Here is a 21,428-nt window from a genome sequence, read left to right on the forward strand (position 1 = left end):
CATCACATTTGCCTAACCTTTATACTGTGGCCCACATGACTACAAAAGCATTGCCAGAATATTAAATGAGTACCTTCGATCCCTTGACCGGTGTTGCGGACCGCCCAGGATTCCGCGAAGGCCTGCGCGGCGCGCTACAGCGCTCGCAGCGCGCCGGCGCCCAGGTGGCGCTGGTGCTGATCAATCTGGATGCTTTCCAGGCAATCAACGATTTGCACGGCCAGGACTGCGGTGATGCGCTGCTGCGCGAAATCGCCCGCCGGCTGCAGCATCTGGCGCGCGCCAGCGAGCTGGTGGCGCGACTGGGCGCCGATGAATTTGGCATCGTCTGCGAGCAGGTGGCGGCGCCGACGGATCTGGCGGCGCTGGCCGAACGCATCATGGGCGCCGTGCGCACGCCGGTCGAAGTGGGCGAGGTCACGATTACGGTCACGGCCAGCATCGGCATCGCGGCCACCAGCGACGCCGGCGCCGGCGATTCCAGTGACGAGCTGCTGCGCTTTGCAAAGACCGCGATGCAGGCGGCGCGCCAGGCTGGCGGCGATGGCTGGCAATTCTTCAATCCGCAGATGCACGAGCGCGCCTTGCACCGCATGGACCTGGCCCACGGCCTGCAACTGGCGCTGGAACGCGAAGAGCTGGCGCCGCGCTTCCAGCCCATCGTGGAGGCCGGCAGCGGACGCATCGTCGGCGCCGAGCTGCTGCTGCGCTGGTTCCCGCAGCAGGGCGAGATTTCGCCGGTCGAATTCATTCCCATCGCCGAAGCCAGCGGCTCGGTGATCGCCATCGGCGCCTGGGTGTTCCGCCAGGCCTGTCTGGCCGAGCGCGACTGGCACCGGCGCTGGGGCGAAACGGCGCCGTATGTGTCGGTCAACGTTTCGGTGCGCCAGCTCGATGATCCGGCGCTGGCCGACGTGTTTGCCGACATTCTGCGCGACACCGGCGCCGATCCGGACCGCCTGCTGCTGGAAATCACCGAGAGCATGCTGATGGTCGACATCGACGCCAAGCTGCGCGTGCTGGACCAGTTGGCCGGTATGGGACTGCGCATGGCGATGGACGATTTCGGCACCGGCTATTCATCGCTGGCGCAACTGGCGCGGCTGCCGGTGGACGTGCTGAAGATCGACCGCTCCTTCATCCAGGACATCGCCGAGAGCGGCGAGAGCCGCGCCGTGGTGGAAGCCGTGGTCGGCCTCGGTCGCGCACTGGGCCTGAAGCTGGTGGCGGAGGGCGTCGAAACCGCCGCCCAGCAGCTGGAACTGTGCGGCTATGGCTGCGATCTGATCCAGGGTTACTATTTCTACCGTCCGATGCCGGCCGACCAGATGGTCGAGGCGGTCGAGCGGCAGACCGCGCTGGTGGAGCCGTCCAAGGCTACCGGCCTGTATTTCCTGCTGTACGTCAGCGAAGCGGTGGCGCCGCTGTCGCCGCAGCAGCTGGACCAGCTACTGCACCGCACCCGCGCCAACAACGCCCGCGCCGGCATCACCGGCTGCCTGCTGTACGAGAACGGCCGCTTCATGCAGATGCTGGAGGGCGAGCGCGGCGCGGTGCTGGAGACCTTTGAGCGCATCCGCAACAACCACATGCACGCCGGCGTGAGGGTGGTGATGAAGGCGCCGGCCCGGCGCCGCATCTTCACCCACTGGAGCATGCTGCTGCCCGACGACACGGCCGCGCGCCGCGATGGCCCGGATTTCCATGGTTGGCAGGCGCAGCCGATGGAATTCGACGTGCTGGCTGAAGACGCGCGCGTCTGCTACGCCTTCATCACCGCCTGCGTGCCGGACGTGAAGCACTAGGCGGGGCAGCGTACATACCTGAGCACGCCGATCGGGCATGCTGCTACCATTGCCCTTTTTATGGACCGCTTACCATGGCTGCTGACTTCGACGGCTACGTCCGCGTGCGCGGCGCGCGCGAACACAATCTGAAAAACGTGGATGTCGACATCCCGCGCAATGCGCTGGTGGTGTTCACCGGCGTGTCCGGCTCGGGCAAGTCGTCGCTGGCGTTCGGCACGCTGTATGCGGAGGCGCAGCGGCGCTATCTGGAATCGGTGTCGCCGTATGCGCGGCGGCTGTTCCACCAGATGCCGGTGCCGGAGGTCGATGTGGTTGATGGCCTGCCGCCGGCGGTGGCCTTGCAGCAGCAGCGCGGCACGCCGACCACGCGGTCATCGGTCGGCAGCGTCAGCACCTTGTCCAATTCGCTGCGGATGCTGTATTCGCGCGCCGGCGATTATCCGGCCGGGCAGGAGCTGTTGTACGCGGAATCGTTTTCGCCCAATACGCCGCAGGGCGCCTGTCCGCAATGCCACGGCCTGGGCCGTGTGTATGAAGCCACCGAGCGCTCGATGGTGCCGGACGACAGCCTGACCATCCGCGAACGCGCCGTCGCCGCCTGGCCGACCGCATGGCACGGCCAGAACCTGCGCGATATCCTGGTCACGCTGGGCTACGATGTCGATACGCCGTGGCGTGACTTGCCGAAGAAAACCCGCGACTGGATACTGTTCACCGACGAGCAGCCGACAGTACCGGTCTACGCCGGGCTGACGCCGGCCGAGACCAAGCGCGCGCTCAAGCGCAAGGAAACGCCGAGCTACCAGGGCACCTTCACCGGCGCGCGCAAGTACGTGCTGCAAACCTTTGCCGGCACCGAGAGCGCGCTGATGAAAAAGCGTGTGGCACAGTACCTGGTCAGCATGGCGTGTCCGCTGTGCGAGGGCAAGCGGCTGCGCAAGGAGGCGCTGTCCATCACCTTTGCCGGCCACGATATTACGGAGATCAGCCGCCTGTCGTTGCGCCAGCTGGCGCAGTTGTTGCAGCCGTTTGCTATCCTCAAGGCGAGCAAGCGCCATCCCGAGAAAGCCGTGGTCACCCAGCGCATCGCCGCCGATCTGCTGGCGCGGCTGGAGGTGATGCTGGATCTGGGACTGGGCTACCTGAATCTGGAACGCGGCACGCCGACCTTGTCGCCGGGCGAATTGCAGCGTCTGCGGCTGGCCACGCAGGTGCGGTCCAGCTTGTTCGGCGTGGTGTATGTGTTGGACGAGCCGTCGGCCGGCCTGCATCCCGCCGATACCGAAGCCTTGCTGCGCGCGCTGGACCGGTTGAAGGCGGCCGGCAATTCGCTGTTCGTGGTCGAGCATGCGCTGGACGTGATACGGCATGCCGACTGGATTGTCGATGTCGGCCCCAAGGCGGGCCAGCACGGCGGGCAGGTACTCTACAGCGGCAAGCCGGCCGGTCTGAAGGCGGTGAAGGAGTCGCGCACCGCGCACTATCTGTTTGGCGAGGCAAAGGCGGCGGCTCGCGCGCCGCGCACGCCGTCGGCATGGCTCAAGCTGCGCGGCGTGGTACGCAATAATCTGCAAGGGCTGGATGCGGATATTCCGCTGGGCGTGCTGGCCGGCGTCAGTGGCGTATCCGGCTCGGGCAAGTCCAGCCTGGTCAGTCAGGCCCTGATTCAGCTGGTGCAGGCGCAACTGGGCCATCCGGTCGTTGCCGAGCCGGCCGAGTCCACCGAGGATTTGCTGGATTCCGCCGACAGCGGCGAACTGCAAGGCCAGATCGTGGCCGGCATGGAATCGCTGCGGCGGCTGGTACAGGTGGACCAGAAGCCGATCGGCCGCACGCCGCGCTCCAACCTGGCGACTTACACCGGCCTGTTCGATCACGTGCGCAAACTGTTTGCCGCCACCAGGGCCGCGCGCGCCAAGCATTTCGATGCGGGACGATTTTCGTTCAACGTCGCCAAGGGGCGCTGTCCGCACTGTTCCGGCGAAGGCTTTGTCATGGTCGAGCTGCTGTTCCTGCCAAGCGTGTACACGCCGTGCCCGGAATGTGAAGGTGCGCGCTACAACCCGCAAACGCTGGCGGTGCACTACCGCGACCACAACATCGCCGAAGTGCTGGCCATGACGGTGGACGCGGCGTGGGAGTTCTTTGAAGACGTGCCGCCGCTGCGCCACGCGCTCGATGTGCTGCGTGCCGTCGGCCTCGGCTACCTGCGGCTGGGACAGCCGGCCACCGAACTGTCCGGCGGCGAGGCGCAGCGCATCAAGCTGGCGACCGAATTGCAGCGCGCCAGCCGGGGCGACACCTTGTACGTACTGGACGAACCGACCACCGGCCTGCATCCGTCCGACATCGACCTGCTGCTGCAGCAGTTGCATGGGCTGGTCGATGCCGGCAACAGCGTGGTGGTGGTCGAGCACAACGTGCAGGTGCTGGCAGATTGCGACTGGCTACTCGATGTCGGTCCCGGCGCCGGTGAGGAGGGTGGGCGGGTTGTGGCCAGTGGCGTGCCATCGGCGGTGGCGAAGAGCAAGGAAAGCCGCACCGCGCGATACCTGCGGTCATAGCGTGCGGCACCTGCGCAACCCGCACACCGCTGCGGCCAGGGTCTGACCCCGTACGGGGTCAGACCCTTTCGTTAGGGGTACTAACGTGCGGCGTAGTCGGTGACCAGTTCTGACCCCGGACGGCGTCAGACCCTTTCGTTAGGGGTACTAACGCGCGGCGTAGTAGGCCGCCAGCTCGGTGATTTCGGCATCGGTCAGCTGGCGCGCCATGTTGCGCATCTGCTGATTGAGGTCGTTGTGCCGGCTGCCGTCGCGGAAGGCGTGCAGCTGATTGCGGATGTACAGTTCCGGCTCGCCTTCCAGCACCGGCGCCGCGCTTTGCTGCGCCAGCCCGCCGTGACAGCTGGCGCAGGCGCCGATATTGCGCATCGGCGCGCCGTTGGTCACCAGTTGCGGCGCGACGCGCGGATTATCCTGCGGCAGCCGTTCATGCGGCAGATAGGAATAGTACGCCGCCAGATCGCGCATGTCCTGGTCGTTCAGGTTGACCGTCATCGGCTGCATGATGGCGCTCAGCCGGTGGCCCGACTGGTAATCGCGCAATTGCTTGTAGATGGCCGCCTCGATCTGCCCAGCCAGATTCGGCGAGTCGGCCTCGCTGACGCCGCGTATGCCGTGGCACATGGTGCAGCGCATGGCCAGCGTGGCGCCACGGCCGATGGATTCGGCATTCGCCGGTCGCATCATGCTGGCGCTGACGATCACGTCGCTGGGCCGCGCGGTGGCATCCGCGCTCAATGAACGCGAGCGGCTGGCGCCCGGCACGCCGGCGGCGCTGCAAATCGCATCCCACAGCGAGCCGGCCGCCGCGCCGTTGTTGGCGATCGGCACCCACAGGAAGCCGACGGCCGCCGCCAGCACGGCCATCAACAGCACGGCGCCGACGCTGTAGCGCATCCAGCGGTTTTTCAGGGAAAGGACAGAAGGTTCTTGCATGGCATCACCTGATCGGAACGGCCGGCACGGCGGTATTCGGAGTGTTGATCAGCTGCGCGATGGGGAAGCCGTAGTTGATGACGCTCAGGCCGATCATCAACGCCAGCCACAACCCAAAGCCGTTCAGCGCCGCCGGCATGCGCGCGCCCGCATGCACCGGCGCGCTGAAGCGGAATGACGGCAGCGGCACCGTCGCGCCGCGATGGCCGGCGGCCAGTATCCACAGGAACAGCGCGCCGGACGCCAGCAACAGCAGGCCGCCGCTGAAGGTGATGATGACCGACAGCGACATCGGCGCCAGGTCGGTGGCGGTGTAGTCGTAGTAGGCCATGCGGCGCGGCATGCCGAGTATGCCGACCCAGTGCCACGGCATGGTCAGCACCATCATGCCGACAAACCACAGCCACAGCTGCACGCGCATCAGCTTCCAGGCGTTGAGCGCGCGGCCGGTCAGGTGCGGCCACAGGTCGTAGGCCAGCGCAAAGTACATGATGACGATGGCGCCGCCGAAAATCAGGTGGAAGTGGCCGGTGATCCATTGCGTGTTGTGGATGGCGAAGTCCAGCTGGTAGCTCATGTTGATCAGGCCGCCCGCGCCGCCGAAGCCCAGCATGATGAAGGACAGTGCCAGGGCCAGCATCATCGGATTCTTCCACGGCAGCCTGGCGATCCAGGCGAAGCTGCCGGCGCCGCCGCGCAGCCGGCCGGCAATCTCAACCGAGGCGCAGATGGTGAAGATGGTCAGCAGTGTCGGCACCGACACCATGGCGGTGAACACCGCATGCAGGAACTTGACGCCGCTGCCGACCTGCGGATCCTGGAACAGGTGGTGTATCCCGATCGGCATCGAAAACACCAGGAACAGGATGAAGGAGATGCGCGCCATGGCGTCGCTGTACAGGCGGCCGCCGATCGCGCGCGGCACCAGTGTATAGAAGGCGATGTAGGCCGGCATCAGCCAGAAGTAGACGATGGCATGCAGCGTCCACGAGAAGAACACGCGCGCCAGGCCGGCGTCGATGGTGGTCTTGAAGCCCAGCGCCACCGGCAGGATCAGGAACAGGATTTCGACGGCGGCGCCGATCGAGGTCCAGGCCCACAGGTAGGCGCCGGCGTTATTGGCAAACATCGCCAGCGGCACGGTGGCGCCCGGATTGGCGCGGCGCCAGACGCGCAGGTTGACCGCCATCAGCGCCACCCAGATCCACGAGCCAACCACCACCAGCACCACGCCGATGTAGTAGAAGGGATTGCCGATCAGCGGCGGGTAGAAGGTGTACAACACCGACGCCTTGCCCAGCGCCACCGGCACCATGGCCACCACGGTGCCGACCACCACCAGCCCAAAGCCGGCCCAGGCCCAGCGCAGGCCGACCAGCGCCTGCTTCAGCGCCAGTTCCACGATCGCATAGCCGAAGCCCATCGCCACCAAGGTCGGGAACACATAGCCCATGGCCGAGCCGTGCGCGGTGACGGAACGGTAATACAGTTCCGGATTGCCAAGCCAGCTATGCAGCGGGCTGCGGATGTACATCTGCCACTCGCCGAGGATCAGCGCCAGGAAGAAAGCCAGGAACGCCAGCCAGAAGTGCGCCAGCACCAGCCGCCGGTTAGGAATGTTCAGCACAGCTCAGCCTCCCTTGCTTTTGCGCCAGCCGCGCGTACGTATCCTTGTCCACCACCTTGACGTGGGCCCACATGGCGGCGTGGCCGATGCCGCAGAATTCGTGGCAGGGCATGGTGTGGTCGCCGGTCTTCTGGAAGCGGGCGTGGAAGGTGGAGACGTAGCCCGGCACCAGGTTGACGTTGACATTGGTGCCGGTGACGCTGAAGCCGTGCACCACGTCGGCGCTGGTGGCGCGGATCACGATCGGCGTGTCGGCCGGCACCACCACGCATTGCGGCGTGAACGAATACTGGCTGCCGACCAGCCGCACGGTGACGCTGCCGTCGGCCTCGGTGGCGCTGCCCAGGTTGGCCTCGACAAATTCGCCGGCCAGGTGCAAGGTGCCGGGATTGACGGTTTCCATGCGCTGCGGCGGCATGGTGATCCAGTGCAGGCTCATGTACGCCATCATGCCGAGCAGCAGGGCGATGATGGCGGCGACGATCCATACCCAGCGCGTTTCGGCCTGTTCGGCGGCGTGGGCGGCGCTATGCTGGTCGCTCATCTAGGCACCTCCGCGCGCAACGAAGACCAGAAAGTAAAACGCGAACCAGATGGCCACCACCACGGCCGTCGCCACGCCGGCCAGCGCGAAGGCGCCACCGGGGCCGCGCGCGACAATGTCGTCCACGCGCTGCTGGTTGGCCGCTTCGGACTCCGCGGGCGTATCGGTCTCCACGATCATGACGTTCCTCCTATTCAAGCAGCGCGCTGCGCAACTGGTTGACCTGCTGCGGCGTGACCGGCGTGGCGGCATTGCCCCAGGCATTGCGGATGTAGGTCGCCACAGCGGCGACTTCGGCGTCGTTCAGCTCCTGCGCGAACGGCGGCATGCCGTAGGGCGTCGGGTTCTTGCGGGTGCCGGGCGGGTAGCCGCCGTTGAGGATCATGCGGACCGGATTGACGGAGGAGCTCATCAGGATCGACTGGTTGGCGGCCAGCGGCGGGAAGTGCGGCGGCATGCCGCGCCCGTCCACCGCGTGGCAGGTGGCGCAGCGGGCGTCGTAGATGCGCTGGCCTTCGGCGAACATCTGCGACACTTCGTTGGTCAGCGGTGCGGCGGGGGCGGCCGGCGGATCGTCGCCGGGCAGTCCTTTCAGGTAGACCGCCATGGCGCGCACGTCGGCGTCGTTCAGGTATTGCAGGCTGTTGAAGGTGACTTCGGCCATCGGCCCGTAGACGGTGCCGCGATGCGAGACGCCGGTTTGCAGCAGGTCCATGATGTCCTGCAGCGCCCAGTTGCCCAGGCCGGCCTCGCGGTTGGAAGTCAGCGACGGCGCGTACCAGTTCTGCATCGGGATCAGGCCGCCCTGGAAGGCCTTGGCTTCGGCCGAACCGCCCAACGCGTTGATCGGCGAGTGGCACATGGCGCAGTGGCCCAGGCCCTGCACCAGGTAGGCGCCACGGTTCCATTCCACCGACTGCTGCGGATCGGGCTTGTATTCTCCTTCCTGGAAGTACAGCGTGCGCCAGCCGATCAGCAGGCTGCGGTTGTTGTAGGGGAAGCGCAGCTCGTGCTCGCGGCTGGCGCGCTTCACCGGCGGCACCGACATCAGGTAGGCAAAGATGGCGTCCGAGTCGTCGCGCGTGACCTTGGTGTAGGAGGCGAACGGCATGGCCGGATACAGCAGCTTGCCGTCCGGCGAGCGGCCGGTGTGCAGCATGTTGTAGAAGTCGGCTGGCGTCCACTTGCCGATGCCGGTTTCCTTGTCCGGCGTGATGTTGGGCGCGTACAGGTTGCCGAACGGCGTGGGCATGGCGCGGTTGCCGGAGAAGATGGCCTGGCCCGGTATCGTGTGGCAGGCGATGCAGTCGCCGGCTTGCGCCAGGTATTTGCCGCGTTCGATCTGGGCGCTGCTGACGGTGGTGGCGGGCGCGGACGAGCCTCGGTTCATCAGCCACCAGGCGCCGCCGGCCAGCAGGATCAGGATCAGCAGGAGGATGAGCAGGAAGCGCTTCATGGCTTGGCCTCCGCCGCGTGCGGGTTCTGGCTGCCGCAGGCCATGGGCAGTTGCGTGGTGTCGGCGGCGACCGGTTTGTCCTGCTGCGGCACCGGCAGCGTGGCGAGGTAGGCGGAGACGGCGGCCACTTCAGGTTCGGACAGCGTCGAGGCGACGATCTGCATGCAGTCCGGCGCCAGGGCGGTGCGGGTGCCGTAGCGCCAGGCGCCGAGCTGCGCGCTGACGTAATCGGTGCGCAGGCCCAGCAGGCCGGGGATGCCGGGTTCACGGCCGGTCAGCGCCGTGCCGTGACAGGCGGTGCAGGCGGGGATTTTCTTGTCCGGCAGGCCCTTGCTGACGATCTGCTGGCCTTGGGCGATGGTGGCCGGCGGCGCGGCGGGGGCGGTGACTGCCAGCGGGGCCGGGCTTTGGGCGGCGAAGTAGTCGGCCATCTGCTTCAGGTAGGCCGGCGGCAGGTAGGCCAGCAGATAGTTCATCGGCGCATAGCGGCGGCGGCCTTCCTGGAAGGCGATCAGCTGGTTGTACAGGTAGCCGGCCGGTTTGCCGGCCAGGCGGGGAAAGTAGACATTGGCGACGCCACGACCCTTGTCGCCATGGCAGCCGACGCAGGCGAGGGTGCGCGCCTCCATGGTATCGGGCGCGCGCTGCGGAGGCACGGTCGGCTCCGGCTGGGCATACGCGTGGCCGAAGATCGTGCCGAGAACCAGTAAAGCTGAAAAACACCGGGATGGGACCATGCCTTCTCCTCAGGGCTGCAACTAGTGGCTTTCTAACCAATATTTATTTTACAACCGCTTGCCCGCTTGTTATGAACCTTTCAAATAATTCGTTGCGTATCAGTCACATTTACTCGCCTTGCCAGCCGCCGCCCAGGGCCTGGAACAGGGCGACGGTGTCGGTGTAGCGGGCGGCCTGGGCCTGGATCAGGGCGATGCTGGCCTGGCGCCAGGCCTGGCCGGCTTGCAGGACGGGCGGGTAGCCGGTCTGGCCCAGTTGCCACTGGCGTTGGGCGATGGTCCAGCTTTTGTGGGCGGCTTGTTCGGCGTTGACGGCGGCGCGCAGGGATTGTGCATCGGCGTCGATCGCGTGCAGGGTGTCGGCGACGTTCTGGAAGGCGGTCAGCACGGTGCTGCGGTATTGCGCGGCGGCCTGGTCGTAGTTGGCTTCGGCGGCGCGTTGCTGGTGAAGCAGGGCGCCGCCGTGGAACAGCGGTTGCGCCAGGTCGGCGCCGATGCTCCAGAAGCCCGCGCCAGACTTGAACAGGGTGCCTGCGTCCAGGGCCGAGCTGCCCAGCGTGGCTGTCAGTGCGATGTTGGGCAGGCGCGCGGCCTTGGCGATGCCGATCTGGGCGGAAGCGGCTTGCAGTTGCGCTTCGGCGGCGCGGATGTCCGGGCGTTGTTCGACCAGGCGTGCTGGCAGGCTGAGTGGCAGTTCGGCGGGCAGCGTCAGGTGGCTGAAGTCCAGGCGCCGGGCAATGCCTGCGCTGGGATAGCGGCCGGCCAGTACGGCCAACAGGTCGTGCTGCTGGGCGAGTTGTTTTTGCAGCGGCGGCAGGTTGGCTTCGGCTTGCGCCAGTGCGGCTTCCTGCGCGGCGACGTCGGCCGCGCCGAGTTGGCCGGCTTGTTGTTGCTTGCGCACGGCGTCCAGCTGCTGGCGGGCCATGACGGTCAGTTGCTGCATGGCGTCCAGCTGCGCGCGCAGGGCGGCTTCGTTGATGGCGGCGTTGACGATGTTGCTGGTCAGCGTCAGGCGCGCGGCTTCGCGCTGGAAGCGGGCGACGTCGGTCTGGGCATCGATGGCTTCGACCAGGCGGCGGGTGGCGCCGAAGACGTCCGGCGTGTAGCCGATGTTCAGCTGGGCGGTATGCAGGCTGTACAGGTTGGTGCCGGATGCGGTGGGGCTGGACAGCGTGTCGGCCACGCGCTGGCGCGTTGGTTGCAGATGCAGGTCGGCGGTCGGCAAGTAGGTGCCGCGCTGGGCGGCGGCGGTTTCGCGGGCGGCGCGCAGGGCGGCATCGGCGGCTTGCAGATCGGGATTGGCTTGCAGGGCGGCGGCGATCAGCTGGTTCAGGTCGTCGGAGCCGAACACGGTCCACCACTGCGCGGAGACGTCCTTGCCTTCGGCGAAGTGCTGCGAAGCGCCACCGGCAACCGGCGATGCTGCGGTGTTGGCGGCCAGCGGCTCGGCGGTGTAGCGCGTGGCCGTTGGTGCGGCCGGGCGCACGTAATCGGGACCGGCCGCGCAGCCGGTGGCCAGCAATGCGACCAACAGGCGGGCGAGCAATGCCAGCGCCGTTGCCTCCGGCGCGCTGGCGAAGGGCGCGGCCAGCTCCGCCGCGCGGACGCCAAAATGCGTGGTCAACTTTTTCATCATGCTTGTTCTCCTTCGGGCGCGGGCGCCGGGTGGCGGGCGAAGCGCTCTTCGATCAGGTAATACAGGGCCGGCAGCAGCACCAGCGTCAGTACGGTGGCCGTGACCAGGCCGCCAACCACCACGGTGGCGAGCGGGCGCTGGACGTCGCTGCCCAGGCCGTGCGCCAGCGCCGCCGGCACCAGGCCCAGGGCGGCGACAGTGGCGGTGGTGAGCACCGGCCGCACGCGCTCGCGGGCGCCGTTGATGACCGCCGTGCGCAAATCGTCCGGCAGCAGCGCGCGCCAGCGGTTCAGGTTGGCCAGCATCACCACCGCGTTCAGCACCGACACGCCAAACAGCGCGATGAATCCGACCGCCGACGACACGTTGAGCGTCATGCCGCGCATCTGCAAGGCCACCAGCCCGCCCAGCAGCGACAACGGCACCGCCAGCAGGATCAGTCCCGGCTGACGCAGATTGCCGAATTCCGAGAACAGCATCACAAACATCAGCGCCAGCACCGCCGGCACGATCACCGCCAGACGCGCCTGCGCGCGCTGCTGGTTCTCGAACTGGCCGCCCCAGGTGATCTGGTAGCGCGCGTGGTCATACGGAATCTCACGCTGGATGCGGCCCTGCGCCTCGGCCAGGAAGGACGACAGATCGCGGCCGCGCAGATTGGTGCGCACCGTCAGGTGACGCCGGTTCATCTCGCGCGTAATCGTGGTTTCGCCTTCCGCCAGGCGGATATGCGCTACCTGCGCCAGCGCCACGTGGGCGCCGTTGGCGGCGTTCAGCACCAGATCGCCGATGGCTTGCGGATCATTGCGCGTCGGGCCGCTGAAGCGCGCCGCCACGTCGTAGCTGCGGTCGTCCACGTAGACCTGCGCGACCGGGCTGCCGCCGATGCCGGTCTGGATCAGCGCCATCACGTCGGACACATTGATGCCGAGACGGGCCGCCGCGGCGCGGTCAACGTCGATACGTACCTGCGGCAGCGGCGGTTCCTGATCGATGATCACGTCCTCCGCGCCAGGCACGCTGCGCAGCAGTTTTTCGACCGAACTGGCCAGCTTGCGGGTGGCGTGGAAATCGTCGCCATACACCTTGACCACCAGATCGCTGTGCGCGCCGGCCAGCTTGTCCAGTACGCCGTCGATCATCGGCTGCGAGAAGCCCACGTCAGTGCGCGGCAGCTGCTTGTAGCGCGCCGCCAGCTTGTCGATCAAGTCCTGTTTGCTCATGCCGGACGGCCATTTGTCATACGGCTGCAAAGTCACCGCGCATTCGATGTGCGATGGCGTGAAAGGATCGGTGCCTTCGTCATTGCGGCCCAGCTGCGTGACCACGTGCGCGACTTGCGGTTCCTGCAAGGTCGCCTCGCGCAGCGCGTCCGCCATCTGCGTCGCCTTGGTCAGCGAAATGCCCGGCGGTAGCGTGACTTGCAGCCAGATCGAGCCTTCGTCCAGCGTCGGCAAAAAGTCGCGGCCGATGGCGCCGCCGACCACGATCACCGCCACCAGCGTGGCGGCAGCCACGGCCAGCACCAGCTTCGACTTGCCGACCAGCCTTTGCAGCAGCGCTTCGTAGCGCGGCATCAGCCATTCCAGCACCGGATTGTGGAAGATCTTGCGCGGCTTGCGAAAAGCCCAGTAGGCCAGGCCGGGTATCAGCATCATGGTCATCAGCAGCGCGCCGAGCAGCGCGAAGCCGACCGCAAACGCCATCGGCGAGAACAGCTTGTATTCGATGCGCTGGAAGGCAAACAGCGGCAGGTAGGCGATCATGATGACCAGCATGCCGAAGCAGGTCGGACGCATCACTTGCAGCGTGGCCTTCATGGCGTCTTTGGCCGACAGCAGACCGTCCGGCTGCTTCTCGCGCTGGAGCAGGATGGCTTCCAGCACGAAGATGGCGCCGTCGACGATGATGCCGAAGTCGATCGCACCGAGCGACAGCAGGTTGGCTGGAATCTTAAAGTGGTGCATCAGGATGAAGGCCGCCATCAGCGACACGGGAATCGCCGATGCCGCAATCAGCGCCGCGCGCGGGCTGCCGAGGAACAGCACCATCACCAGCGTCACCAGCACCACGCCTTCGATCAGCGTCTTGCCAACCGTGTGCACGGTGGCGTCCACCAGCGTGCTGCGGTCCATGTAGGGGACGACCTTGACGTCTTTCGGCAGCAGGTGGTCGTTCAGGTCCTGCACTGCCTCGTGCACGCCGGCGATCACGCGCGACGGATTCTCGTTCTTCAGCAGCAGCACGATGCCGGAAACGGTGTCCGACACCTTGTCCTTGCCCAGCACGCCGTGACGCTCCTGGTTACCGAGCGTGACGTTGCCGAGGTCTTTGACCAGCACCGGCACGCCGTTCTTCTGCGTGACCACCACGTTGCCCAGATCGTCCAGGCTGTGAATCAGGCCGACGCCGCGCACCACCAGCCCTTGCTGGCCGCGCGTCAGGATGCTGCCGCCGGCGTTGGCGTTATTGGCCGCAATCGCCTGCGTGATCTGCGCCAGCGACAGGTTGTACTTGGACAGCTTGGCGGGATCGAACTCCAGCAGGAACTGCGTGGTCAGGCCGCCGAAATTGCCGACATCGACCACGCCGCTGGCCTGCTTCAGGCGCGGGATCACCACCCAGCGCTGCAATTCGGACAGCGCGCGCAGGTCCTGGCTCTTCGATTCCAGCGTGTAGCGGTAGATTTCGCCGATGGGCGAGGTCAGGGCGTCGAGCGACGGCTGCGCACCATACGGCAGCGACACGCCGGCAATGCGCTCCTGCAGGCGCTGGCGCGACCAGTAGTCTTCCGCGCCGTCCTGGAACACGACGGTGATCAGCGACAGGCCGAAGGTGGACTTCGAGCGCATCACATGCATGCCGGGCGTGCCCATGATTTCCCGTTCCAGCGGAATGGTGATCTGCTGTTCGACCTCCTCGGCGGCCAGGCCGTTGACCTGCGTGACCACCTGCGAGGTGACATCGGCGATATCGGGATAGGCTTCCAGCGGCAGCTGGCTCCAGCAGTAGCCACCGTACAGCGCCACCAGCAGGAAAATCAGCGAGACGATGCCGCGCCGGTTGAAGCACAGAGTGACGAGACGTTCAATCATTGAGCAGCACTCCATCCTTGGTGACGATGCGCTCGCCGGACTTCAGGCCGGACAGCACTTCCACTTGCTCACCGATCTGCGCGCCCAGTTTCAGTTCGCGCGGCTCGAACTGCCATGGCTTGACTTCGACAAAGGCGCGGCTGGCGAAGCCGCTCTGGATCACCGCCGTCATCGGCACCAGCATGCCGTTGTGCGGACGCGCCAGCAGCGTGGCTTCGGCGAACATGCCGGGTTTGAGGTGGCCGTCATGGTTGTCGAAGGGCAGGCGGACTTTGATGGTGCGCGTGTCGGCATCGAGCATCTCGCCGATGTAGCGTACCTGGCCGGTGACCGGCGCCGGCCAGGCGTCCAGCTTGACGCTGGCCTGCTGGCCGACGTACAGCTGCGCCAGGTCTTTTTCCTGCGCGTTGGCGCTGATGAAAACTTTGGACAGGTCGGCGATGGTCATCAGGGAAGCGGTGGCGTCGTTCCAGTACCCGCCGGCGGCGGCCGACAGTTCGACCACGCGGCCGGCAATCGGCGAGCGCACGGTGATGCGGCCGGCACTGGCATTGCCGCCGCCGTGTGCGCCCAGCTGCGCCAGCCGGGCGGCGGCGCGGGCGGCTTCGGCGGCTGCACTGTCGAAATCACCCTGGGCCTGCTCGACGTCGCGCTTGGCGGCGATATCGCCTTGTGCCAGCTCGTGCTGGCGCGCCAGGTTGCGCTGTGCCAGCGACAGCGCCGATTGCGCCTTGGCGTTGTCGGCGCCAGCCTGCGCCATGTCCGGCGCGTCAATGGTGAACAGCACTTCACCGGCCTTGACCTCGTCGCCCAGCTGTTTGTTGAGGCTGACGATGCGGCCGGCCAGCGGCGGCGTGACTTTCACCAGGCGAGCCGGATCGGCTTCCACCAGTGCCGGCAGCGTGATTGGCGCGGCGATGCTTTGCTCGGTGATGGCGGCGATCACCAGTGAACGTCTCAACGGTGATTTGTCCGGAATGCGCAGCAGGTCGCCCTCATGCACCAGCGATGGTACATCCTCGACGGCCGTCTCCTGCTTGGCGGTCGAGCCGTACAGGCGCAGCGCGGCCAGGCCCAGCAGGCCGAGCAAAATCAGTTTCGTCAGGGTGGCTCGTTTCATGGTGGTTCTCCGGAACGCCGGGCAAAGCGCGGCCTGCCTCCCTCGGTGGGGATGCGGTCATGGTTGGAAAGGCTGGAAAGTGACGCCATGGTACGGAAATTTGCTGCACTGCATCCTGAATTCTTCTTCAGGAAAGGCTGCCCGTGCCGCTGCTATACTCTGGCCGTCTAGGCGAGGGCATACATGCAGATACTGTTGGTGGAAGACGATCACAAGGCAGCGCGGCTGCTGGCGCGCGGTCTGGAGGAAGAAGGCTACACGGTCACGGTCGCCCATGCGGCGCAGGACGTGGAGGCCGCCGACCTGGCGCGCGCCGATCTGGCCATCCTCGACTGGATGTTGCCGGGCAAGGATGGCGTCACGCTGTGCGGCGAGTGGCGGCGTCGCGGCCTGCAAACGCCGGTGCTGATGCTGACCGCGCGCGATGCCGTGGCCGACCGCATCACCGGCCTGAACACCGGCGCCGACGATTATCTGACCAAGCCGTTTGAATTCGACGAACTGCTGGCGCGCGTGCGGGCGCTGCTGCGGCGCTCGGTGCGCACGCAGCCGGTGCTGCTGCAAGTGGCCGATCTGTGTATCGATCCGCAGACGCATGCAGTCCATCGCGGTGGCGCCAGCCTGGATCTGACACCGAAGGAATACGCGATTCTTGATTTCCTCGTGCAGCACGTGGGCGAGGTGGTCAGCCGTTTGCAGCTGGCGGAACACGTCTGGCACGCCGACCTGATCGCCATCGACAACCTGATCGACGTCCACATGAAAAACCTGCGCCGCAAGGTTGATGCGCCGGGCAACGAACCGTTGATCGCCACCGTGCGCGGACGCGGCTTCCGCCTGGCGGCTCCGGGAGAGTCGGATGCTTAGCCTGCGCCGCCGGCTGGTACTGATTCACTTGATGGCCACCGTGGCCACCGTCGGCGCGATAGCGGCGGCAGGCTGGTGGCAGTTGTCGCGCTCGGTACGCGGGCAGCTCGATTCGGCGCTGCTGGCGCTGGCCGATACGGAAGTCGGCATGCTGACCGACACGCGCGGTACGGCCATCCGCGTGCACGAAGCGCCGGCCGGCAGCGCGCCGCTGTCGCTGACGCGGCTGGACCGGCTGGTGCAGATCATCGACGGCCAGGGCAGGGTGCTGGCGCGCAGCGCCAATCTCGGCAACGATGTGCTGCCGTTCCCGCCGCGTCTGCTGGAACAACTGGCGGCCGGCGAAACCGCCTTCGCCACCTTGCCCGACGCGCGCGAAGAACCGCTGCGCATGGTATCGGTGCCGGCGCTGGTCGACGGCCAGCGCTACGCCGTGCAGGTGGCCGGTTCGCTGGACGATGCGGACCAGATCCTGCAATCGGCGGCGATCCTGTTCACGGTGATGGCGACCGCCTTGCTGGCGCTGGTCGGCTGGGCCGGCGACCGCTTGTCGCGCAAAACCTTTGTGGCGATGGAGAACATCGTCGACCAGGCGCGCAAGATCGGCGACAGCAGCCTGGACCAGCGTTTGCCGCATCCCGGTGGCGACGACGAAATCGGCCATCTGGCTGACACGCTGAACGCCATGCTGGATCGGATCGAACAGGCATTCGAGGCGCAGCGGCGCTTTACGGCGGACGCCTCGCACGAACTGCGCTCGCCGTTGTCGCGGCTGCGCACGGAAATTGAAATCACGCTGCGCCGGCCGCGCTCGAACGAAGAATATGTCGTCGCGCTGCGCTCCTGCCTGGCGGAAGTCGGCGGGCTGACCATGCTGGTGGAAGAGCTGCTGATGCTGGCGCGCCTGGACGCCGGCCAGCAGCTGGCGCAGGTGGAACTGGCGTCGCTGTCCGCGCTGGCGCAGGAAACCATCCAGCGACTGACCGCACCGGCCGCCGAACGCCGCATCGACATCCTCCTGCACGACGGGCTGGCGGAAGCGGTGCAGGTGGACCGTGCGCCGGTCAGCCTGGTACTGCGCAACCTGCTCGAAAACGCGCTGAAATTCTCGCCGGCCGACGGCCACGTCACCGTCCGCATCCAGCGCGGCGCGCACGGCGTGACCTTGTCGGTGGAAGATCAGGGCTTGGGGATTGCGGAAAGCGAGCTGCCGTTCCTGTTCGAACGCTTCTTCCGCGGCAGCGGCGCCCGCGCCGGCGAAGTAGACGGCGTCGGCCTCGGCCTGGCCCTGTCGCAAGCGATCATGCAAGCCTATGGCGGCCGCATCGAAGCTGAAAACGTCACAACAGGTGGAGCGCGTTTCACCCTTTTTGTGCCGGGGACTGCTTGATAAGGCGGGAATCGACGCATATCACTATCAAAAGCGGATTGCAAAAAACTCTGATTAGCGAGCTGACAGCTAGCATCTGGATTGAATGCTGGTTGAGTGAATTGTGAGTGCAAAGGTCCGCACCCCATAGCTGCCCTTGGGCTTCAATTTAGAAATTGGGGTAATGTCGACGGATCTTTCGGAATGTAAGAACGGCTGAATATTAAATTGTTATTTATATTACGGGTAAGTTGACCGCTAAGTGTTCTCGTCCTTACCCGTACCTCCAGTCTATGCTGATCGGTCCAACGCATCTCCGGAATACTTTCTGGATATTCATCATTCTCAATCTCGAAACCAGGAATAAACCACCCGCCTTCAACGGAGGAACCGGCAGAGTCGAAACGAATAGAGTAGGTAATGGATTCGCCTATATTACAATCTCTTTTTAAAAGAGTTGCCTTATACATTTTGTCAACCGAAAATTCTTGCTTTATTATGCTTGATGTACAGCCGCCTTCTCTATTCAATGCAAACCAAAACACTGCAACGAATACGACTGGAATCGCAATCGCAGAAATAACTATAAATTTTCCGATTGGCGTATTTATCATTAGGTCAGTAGTAAAAATAAGAAAATAGCAGGTTTAATAGCCGCATCTAACTCCCTAAAAAAAATTCAATCTGCTTTTTGCCGAGGCCGGTGGATTGAAAAGTTCAGTTTTTATTTTACCTCTTGGACTTGGACTGGCCCTACGTCCATTCCGTTATAAGAAATACCGTTGCGTCCAGCTAGCGTATAAAATTCTTGATTGCGAGCATCGAGCGAAGCAGGTGTATGCGTCTCAACTTTTTCTACTTGCAGTCTAGGTTTCCCCTGCGGCATCGTAATCCCAACAACTCGATACCCCTTGCTTTCGAGCTCGGAGGCAATTTGGTCGAGTTTTTCGCTAGTTGGGGCCGAAAAATAGTAGCCCCAAAGTAAAGGACCGTCCACATTCCAAGGTGCATTTGCACGCATGGCTGAAAACATCGAATCGATCTGCGCACGGGCGATATGCGGACGCTCTTGCGCATGCACAGGCTTCCAGGCAAAACTAGTCACAATGGAAAAAGCCGTAGCTACAACAGCCAAGAAAAATTTTGAAGAACTTAGTCTCATAGTTTGGTTTATCTCTAGAGTTTGCTATTGGCCGGTTACTGCTCTGACAGAGCAGAAAATTGACAGCTTGCGTTACCTCATCCGCAAGTGTCAGCATTTGAAAAATTGTTGGACGTCGTCCAACCTCGTTTACCTGCTTTATTCTCCACTTGCTTCCACCAAGTCATTATCGCGTCTTTTCCATCGACACCTGGCATCGCAGCAAGCTCGATGCTGCTTGTGTACACTTTGCCCCGATACCAAAAAAGGTAGGAGCCTTCCCCCAATGGCGAAAGCATGTAAACGATATCCCCCGCTTTAAACGTAAGCTGAGGCTTCTCGCTGCCTTTGACATAGCCGTCTTGAACTGCCTTATTGATTCGAACGATACCCGCTTTTTCTGTGACAACGACACCCGTGAGGGCGCGAAGCTTCTCTTGTCCGTGCAGGTTGAATACAACAGGTGACTTATCGCTGCGACTCTCATGCACGGGAATATCAGCGCTGGCGGTCCAGTCTCTGTACTCGCAGCACTCGAAAGGACAGACTCCCCAGTTCTCATAATTCGCCGGCGGCTGTTCCTGTGCTTTTGCAGTAGGACACCCACATATGAGAAAGCCAAAGCAGATTGCGAGGAATTTGTTCATACAGATTCCTTATTTTTCCAATCGTCCGTTTTTGGCCGATTTCGGCCGGTTATGAATTTCATTCTGGCTTAGAGAAGCCTATCGATGTGCCCAGGATTAAGGCACCAAAACCATTAGTGTTATTACCGTTGACGTAGCCTGATGTGGAAGCACTTGTGAACTCCGCAGCATTGCGCGTTCGGATCGACGAAATGTACATGACAGGGTCATGAAATCCTCCGTCGATACTCTCTACCAAAATTTCGACGTCGTCATCGTATTTAGATAGCAGTTTGAGAAGGTCCGTTTTTCTCATGATTTAAATCCAAAGATCACCTCATGGCAGCACTTAGCCGAAGCTAGCCGGCACTCAGCATATCATTTTGCATGTGAGGAAAATGCACTGATTATCACAATAGTCCACCTAGGCGAATTCGTCGCTTGTACAATTAGTCCATCTCAACACATGTAAAGGGCTGTGCAATGTCTTCGTACCAAGACTATCAAAAGCAAATCGCAGAACTTCAGGCGAAAGCTGAAGCCGCTCGTCATGCGGAGGTCGCCGAGGCGAAAGCTAAGATCAAGGCAATCATGAGCGAATATGGATTGACCGTAGCTGACCTTGGCACTGCGTCCAAGCAAGCGCCTAAGACTCCTCGCAAACTCGTAGAGATCAAGTACAAGGATGAGGCAACTGGCGACACTTGGACTGGCCGCGGTCGCGCACCAAAGTGGCTCGAAGGTAAAGATAGGAATCAATACCTGATTCGATGAACCGTCGATGGTGCGCTTTCTGCATCAGTTTGCTCAGCCATTTCGAGCGCATCATCAACTTCTATTCCAAGGTATCGGACCGTACTTTCTAGGCGCGTATATCCAAGTAAGAGCTGAACTGCGCGCAGGTTCTTCGTCCGACGATAAATAAGCGTAGGCTTAGTACGACGCAGAGTATGCGTGCTATATGCTGTAGGATCGAGGCCGATTTCTTCGAACCACTGATGTACGATGCGGGCGTACTGCCTGTTTGAAATATGTGGTGAATCTCCGATCCGGCTTGGGAACAGATAGTCGTTTTGTCTCAGGCCTGCAGAGCTGATCCATTCAACCAGACTTTTCCGCGTGCCTGCAGTGAGCCCAAACTGCACCGGGTGCTTTGTCTTTTGTTGCATCACAGTGGCGCGACTAGCCACATGGTTGCCGTGGCAAACGTCTTGCACCCGCAGTTGCACCAGATCGCAACCACGCAATTTGCTGTCGATGGCCAGGTTAAAGAGCGCTAGGTCTCGCCGGCGCTCGTAGATTTCAAGTCTGACCCTAATAGCCCATATCTCACTAATACGCAGCGGAGCCTTTTGGCCAATTAGCTTCCCCTTGTTCCATGGAGCGCGGTGCTCCGGGGTAGAAGTATGTGTGTTCATGATAGACCTCCCTTGTTTGGACCTCTACTATGCGCGGCTTCAAGGCGAAGTGCTTTGTAATGTGGGAATGTGTGATATTTTCATTTCGGCAAGCTGGTATTCTATAGCTGACGCGCAACATGCAGGGCCGCAACCGGCCAGTAGCAGCCGGTCAAAGACTGAGAAAGTGAAAATGATTTTATCGAACACAGTGGTTGTCACTGCCACAGATGATGTCAGCTCCGAGGCTGTTCAAAAGGACAGCCACCATCATTTGACGTCTGAAGTGGATGTCAAAAACGGTGACATCTATTTGAGATTTTCTAGTCGCCTGGCGATGTATGATTTTGCGAAATCCTTGTTGCAAGAGGCTGTATTCGGTCAAAGTGGGCAGCAAGAATTTCTGCCACTGATTTCCGACGGAGATGCGCTGGTCTCAAACGGAGTCAGGATGACCGAAGGTAGCTCAAGAGTTTTCGTCTTCTATCGGGGCGAATAGCTTTTC

The 21,428-nt window shown here is 63.4% G+C and carries 19 protein-coding genes; 6 read left to right on the forward strand and 13 right to left on the reverse strand.

Annotated features, from left to right (window positions below; translation table 11 throughout):
- The first annotated feature begins 65 nt into the window (after positions 1-65).
- Positions 66-1,805: an EAL domain-containing protein gene (locus GJ695_RS18525; RefSeq protein WP_154367285.1), complete on the forward strand. Its 1,740-nt coding sequence runs from the start codon at positions 66-68 to the stop codon at positions 1,803-1,805.
- Positions 1,806-1,879: 74 nt separating this feature from the next.
- A complete protein-coding gene (locus GJ695_RS18530; RefSeq protein WP_154367287.1) occupies positions 1,880-4,372 on the forward strand; it encodes an excinuclease ABC subunit UvrA in 2,493 nt (830 codons plus the stop codon).
- A gap of 147 nt (positions 4,373-4,519) precedes the next feature.
- On the opposite strand, the gene GJ695_RS18535 is transcribed toward GJ695_RS18530, so the two are convergent.
- The 9 genes from GJ695_RS18535 to GJ695_RS18575 form a co-directional block, all read right to left on the reverse strand.
- A complete protein-coding gene (locus GJ695_RS18535) occupies positions 4,520-5,308 on the reverse strand; it encodes a c-type cytochrome (protein ID WP_154367289.1) in 789 nt (262 codons plus the stop codon).
- 4 nt (positions 5,309-5,312) lie between these two features.
- Entirely contained in the window at positions 5,313-6,935 is a 1,623-nt protein-coding gene (locus GJ695_RS18540) for a cbb3-type cytochrome c oxidase subunit I (protein ID WP_166455139.1), read from the reverse strand.
- Complete coding sequence (locus tag GJ695_RS18545) at positions 6,919-7,479, reverse strand: cupredoxin domain-containing protein (protein ID WP_154367291.1); 561 nt, start codon at positions 7,477-7,479, stop codon at positions 6,919-6,921. The genes GJ695_RS18540 and GJ695_RS18545 overlap by 17 nt, the downstream gene beginning before the upstream one ends.
- Positions 7,480-7,659 carry a hypothetical protein gene (locus tag GJ695_RS18550; protein WP_154367293.1) on the reverse strand — a complete coding sequence of 60 codons (180 nt, stop codon included), beginning with the start codon at positions 7,657-7,659 and terminating at the stop codon, positions 7,480-7,482.
- Positions 7,660-7,669: 10 nt separating this feature from the next.
- Positions 7,670-8,935, reverse strand: coding sequence for a c-type cytochrome (locus tag GJ695_RS18555; protein ID WP_154367295.1), 1,266 nt, complete (start codon positions 8,933-8,935; stop codon positions 7,670-7,672).
- On the reverse strand, positions 8,932-9,672 hold the full coding sequence (locus GJ695_RS18560; RefSeq protein ID WP_371866567.1) for a c-type cytochrome: 741 nt from the start codon (positions 9,670-9,672) through the stop codon (positions 8,932-8,934). Before GJ695_RS18560 ends, GJ695_RS18555 begins: the two co-directional genes overlap by 4 nt.
- Positions 9,673-9,781: 109 nt before the next feature.
- Positions 9,782-11,308 (reverse strand): efflux transporter outer membrane subunit, encoded by a 1,527-nt coding sequence (locus tag GJ695_RS18565; RefSeq protein ID WP_229260441.1) that lies wholly within the window; start codon positions 11,306-11,308, stop codon positions 9,782-9,784.
- Positions 11,305-14,403, reverse strand: a complete 3,099-nt coding sequence (locus GJ695_RS18570) for an efflux RND transporter permease subunit (RefSeq protein WP_154367297.1) — start codon at positions 14,401-14,403, stop codon at positions 11,305-11,307. Before GJ695_RS18570 ends, GJ695_RS18565 begins: the two co-directional genes overlap by 4 nt.
- Positions 14,396-15,523 (reverse strand): efflux RND transporter periplasmic adaptor subunit, encoded by a 1,128-nt coding sequence (locus GJ695_RS18575; RefSeq protein ID WP_154367299.1) that lies wholly within the window; start codon positions 15,521-15,523, stop codon positions 14,396-14,398. Before GJ695_RS18575 ends, GJ695_RS18570 begins: the two co-directional genes overlap by 8 nt.
- Positions 15,524-15,706: 183 nt before the next feature.
- On the opposite strand from GJ695_RS18575, the gene GJ695_RS18580 reads away from it, so the two are divergent.
- Both GJ695_RS18580 and GJ695_RS18585 read left to right on the forward strand, forming a co-directional pair.
- Positions 15,707-16,390 (forward strand): response regulator transcription factor, encoded by a 684-nt coding sequence (locus GJ695_RS18580; protein ID WP_154367301.1) that lies wholly within the window; start codon positions 15,707-15,709, stop codon positions 16,388-16,390.
- Positions 16,383-17,780: a sensor histidine kinase gene (locus GJ695_RS18585; RefSeq protein ID WP_154367303.1), complete on the forward strand. Its 1,398-nt coding sequence runs from the start codon at positions 16,383-16,385 to the stop codon at positions 17,778-17,780. Before GJ695_RS18580 ends, GJ695_RS18585 begins: the two co-directional genes overlap by 8 nt.
- Before the next feature lie 143 nt (positions 17,781-17,923).
- On the opposite strand, the gene GJ695_RS18590 is transcribed toward GJ695_RS18585, so the two are convergent.
- From GJ695_RS18590 to GJ695_RS18600, 3 genes are all read right to left on the reverse strand, one after another.
- Positions 17,924-18,373, reverse strand: coding sequence for a hypothetical protein (locus GJ695_RS18590; protein ID WP_154367305.1), 450 nt, complete (start codon positions 18,371-18,373; stop codon positions 17,924-17,926).
- Between the two features lie 110 nt (positions 18,374-18,483).
- Positions 18,484-18,894: a ribonuclease E inhibitor RraB gene (locus GJ695_RS18595; protein ID WP_229260442.1), complete on the reverse strand. Its 411-nt coding sequence runs from the start codon at positions 18,892-18,894 to the stop codon at positions 18,484-18,486.
- 104 nt (positions 18,895-18,998) lie between these two features.
- Positions 18,999-19,547 carry a hypothetical protein gene (locus GJ695_RS18600; RefSeq protein WP_154367307.1) on the reverse strand — a complete coding sequence of 183 codons (549 nt, stop codon included), beginning with the start codon at positions 19,545-19,547 and terminating at the stop codon, positions 18,999-19,001.
- 462 nt (positions 19,548-20,009) lie between these two features.
- Between GJ695_RS18600 and GJ695_RS18605 the strand changes: the two genes are divergently transcribed.
- Complete coding sequence (locus GJ695_RS18605; protein WP_154367309.1) at positions 20,010-20,300, forward strand: H-NS histone family protein; 291 nt, start codon at positions 20,010-20,012, stop codon at positions 20,298-20,300.
- Here the strand turns inward: GJ695_RS18605 and GJ695_RS18610 are convergent.
- A complete protein-coding gene (locus tag GJ695_RS18610) occupies positions 20,282-20,944 on the reverse strand; it encodes a tyrosine-type recombinase/integrase (protein ID WP_154367311.1) in 663 nt (220 codons plus the stop codon). The genes GJ695_RS18605 and GJ695_RS18610 overlap by 19 nt on opposite strands.
- Between GJ695_RS18610 and GJ695_RS18615 the strand changes: the two genes are divergently transcribed.
- Complete coding sequence (locus GJ695_RS18615; protein ID WP_154367313.1) at positions 20,943-21,422, forward strand: hypothetical protein; 480 nt, start codon at positions 20,943-20,945, stop codon at positions 21,420-21,422. The two genes, GJ695_RS18610 and GJ695_RS18615, sit on opposite strands and share 2 nt — an antisense overlap.
- Positions 21,423-21,428: the final 6 nt, after the last annotated feature.

Origin of the sequence: Duganella alba (assembly GCF_009674495.1) — a bacterium.
Classification (GTDB): Bacteria; Pseudomonadota; Gammaproteobacteria; order Burkholderiales; family Burkholderiaceae_D; genus Rugamonas; species Rugamonas alba.

Coding starts and splice junctions, on each gene's coding strand:
- GJ695_RS18575 (WP_154367299.1), bottom strand. CDS start 15,523: ATGAAACGAGCCACCCTGACGAAACTGATTTTGCTCGGCCTGCTGGGC.
- GJ695_RS18560 (WP_371866567.1), bottom strand. CDS start 9,672: ATGGTCCCATCCCGGTGTTTTTCAGCTTTACTGGTTCTCGGCACGATC.
- GJ695_RS18570 (WP_154367297.1), bottom strand. CDS start 14,403: ATGATTGAACGTCTCGTCACTCTGTGCTTCAACCGGCGCGGCATCGTC.
- GJ695_RS18605 (WP_154367309.1), top strand. CDS start 20,010: ATGTCTTCGTACCAAGACTATCAAAAGCAAATCGCAGAACTTCAGGCG.
- GJ695_RS18525 (WP_154367285.1), top strand. CDS start 66: ATGAGTACCTTCGATCCCTTGACCGGTGTTGCGGACCGCCCAGGATTC.
- GJ695_RS18550 (WP_154367293.1), bottom strand. CDS start 7,659: ATGATCGTGGAGACCGATACGCCCGCGGAGTCCGAAGCGGCCAACCAG.
- GJ695_RS18610 (WP_154367311.1), bottom strand. CDS start 20,944: ATGAACACACATACTTCTACCCCGGAGCACCGCGCTCCATGGAACAAG.
- GJ695_RS18585 (WP_154367303.1), top strand. CDS start 16,383: ATGCTTAGCCTGCGCCGCCGGCTGGTACTGATTCACTTGATGGCCACC.
- GJ695_RS18535 (WP_154367289.1), bottom strand. CDS start 5,308: ATGCAAGAACCTTCTGTCCTTTCCCTGAAAAACCGCTGGATGCGCTAC.
- GJ695_RS18555 (WP_154367295.1), bottom strand. CDS start 8,935: ATGAAGCGCTTCCTGCTCATCCTCCTGCTGATCCTGATCCTGCTGGCC.
- GJ695_RS18590 (WP_154367305.1), bottom strand. CDS start 18,373: ATGATAAATACGCCAATCGGAAAATTTATAGTTATTTCTGCGATTGCG.
- GJ695_RS18545 (WP_154367291.1), bottom strand. CDS start 7,479: ATGAGCGACCAGCATAGCGCCGCCCACGCCGCCGAACAGGCCGAAACG.
- GJ695_RS18565 (WP_229260441.1), bottom strand. CDS start 11,308: ATGATGAAAAAGTTGACCACGCATTTTGGCGTCCGCGCGGCGGAGCTG.
- GJ695_RS18580 (WP_154367301.1), top strand. CDS start 15,707: ATGCAGATACTGTTGGTGGAAGACGATCACAAGGCAGCGCGGCTGCTG.
- GJ695_RS18600 (WP_154367307.1), bottom strand. CDS start 19,547: ATGAACAAATTCCTCGCAATCTGCTTTGGCTTTCTCATATGTGGGTGT.
- GJ695_RS18615 (WP_154367313.1), top strand. CDS start 20,943: ATGATAGACCTCCCTTGTTTGGACCTCTACTATGCGCGGCTTCAAGGC.
- GJ695_RS18530 (WP_154367287.1), top strand. CDS start 1,880: ATGGCTGCTGACTTCGACGGCTACGTCCGCGTGCGCGGCGCGCGCGAA.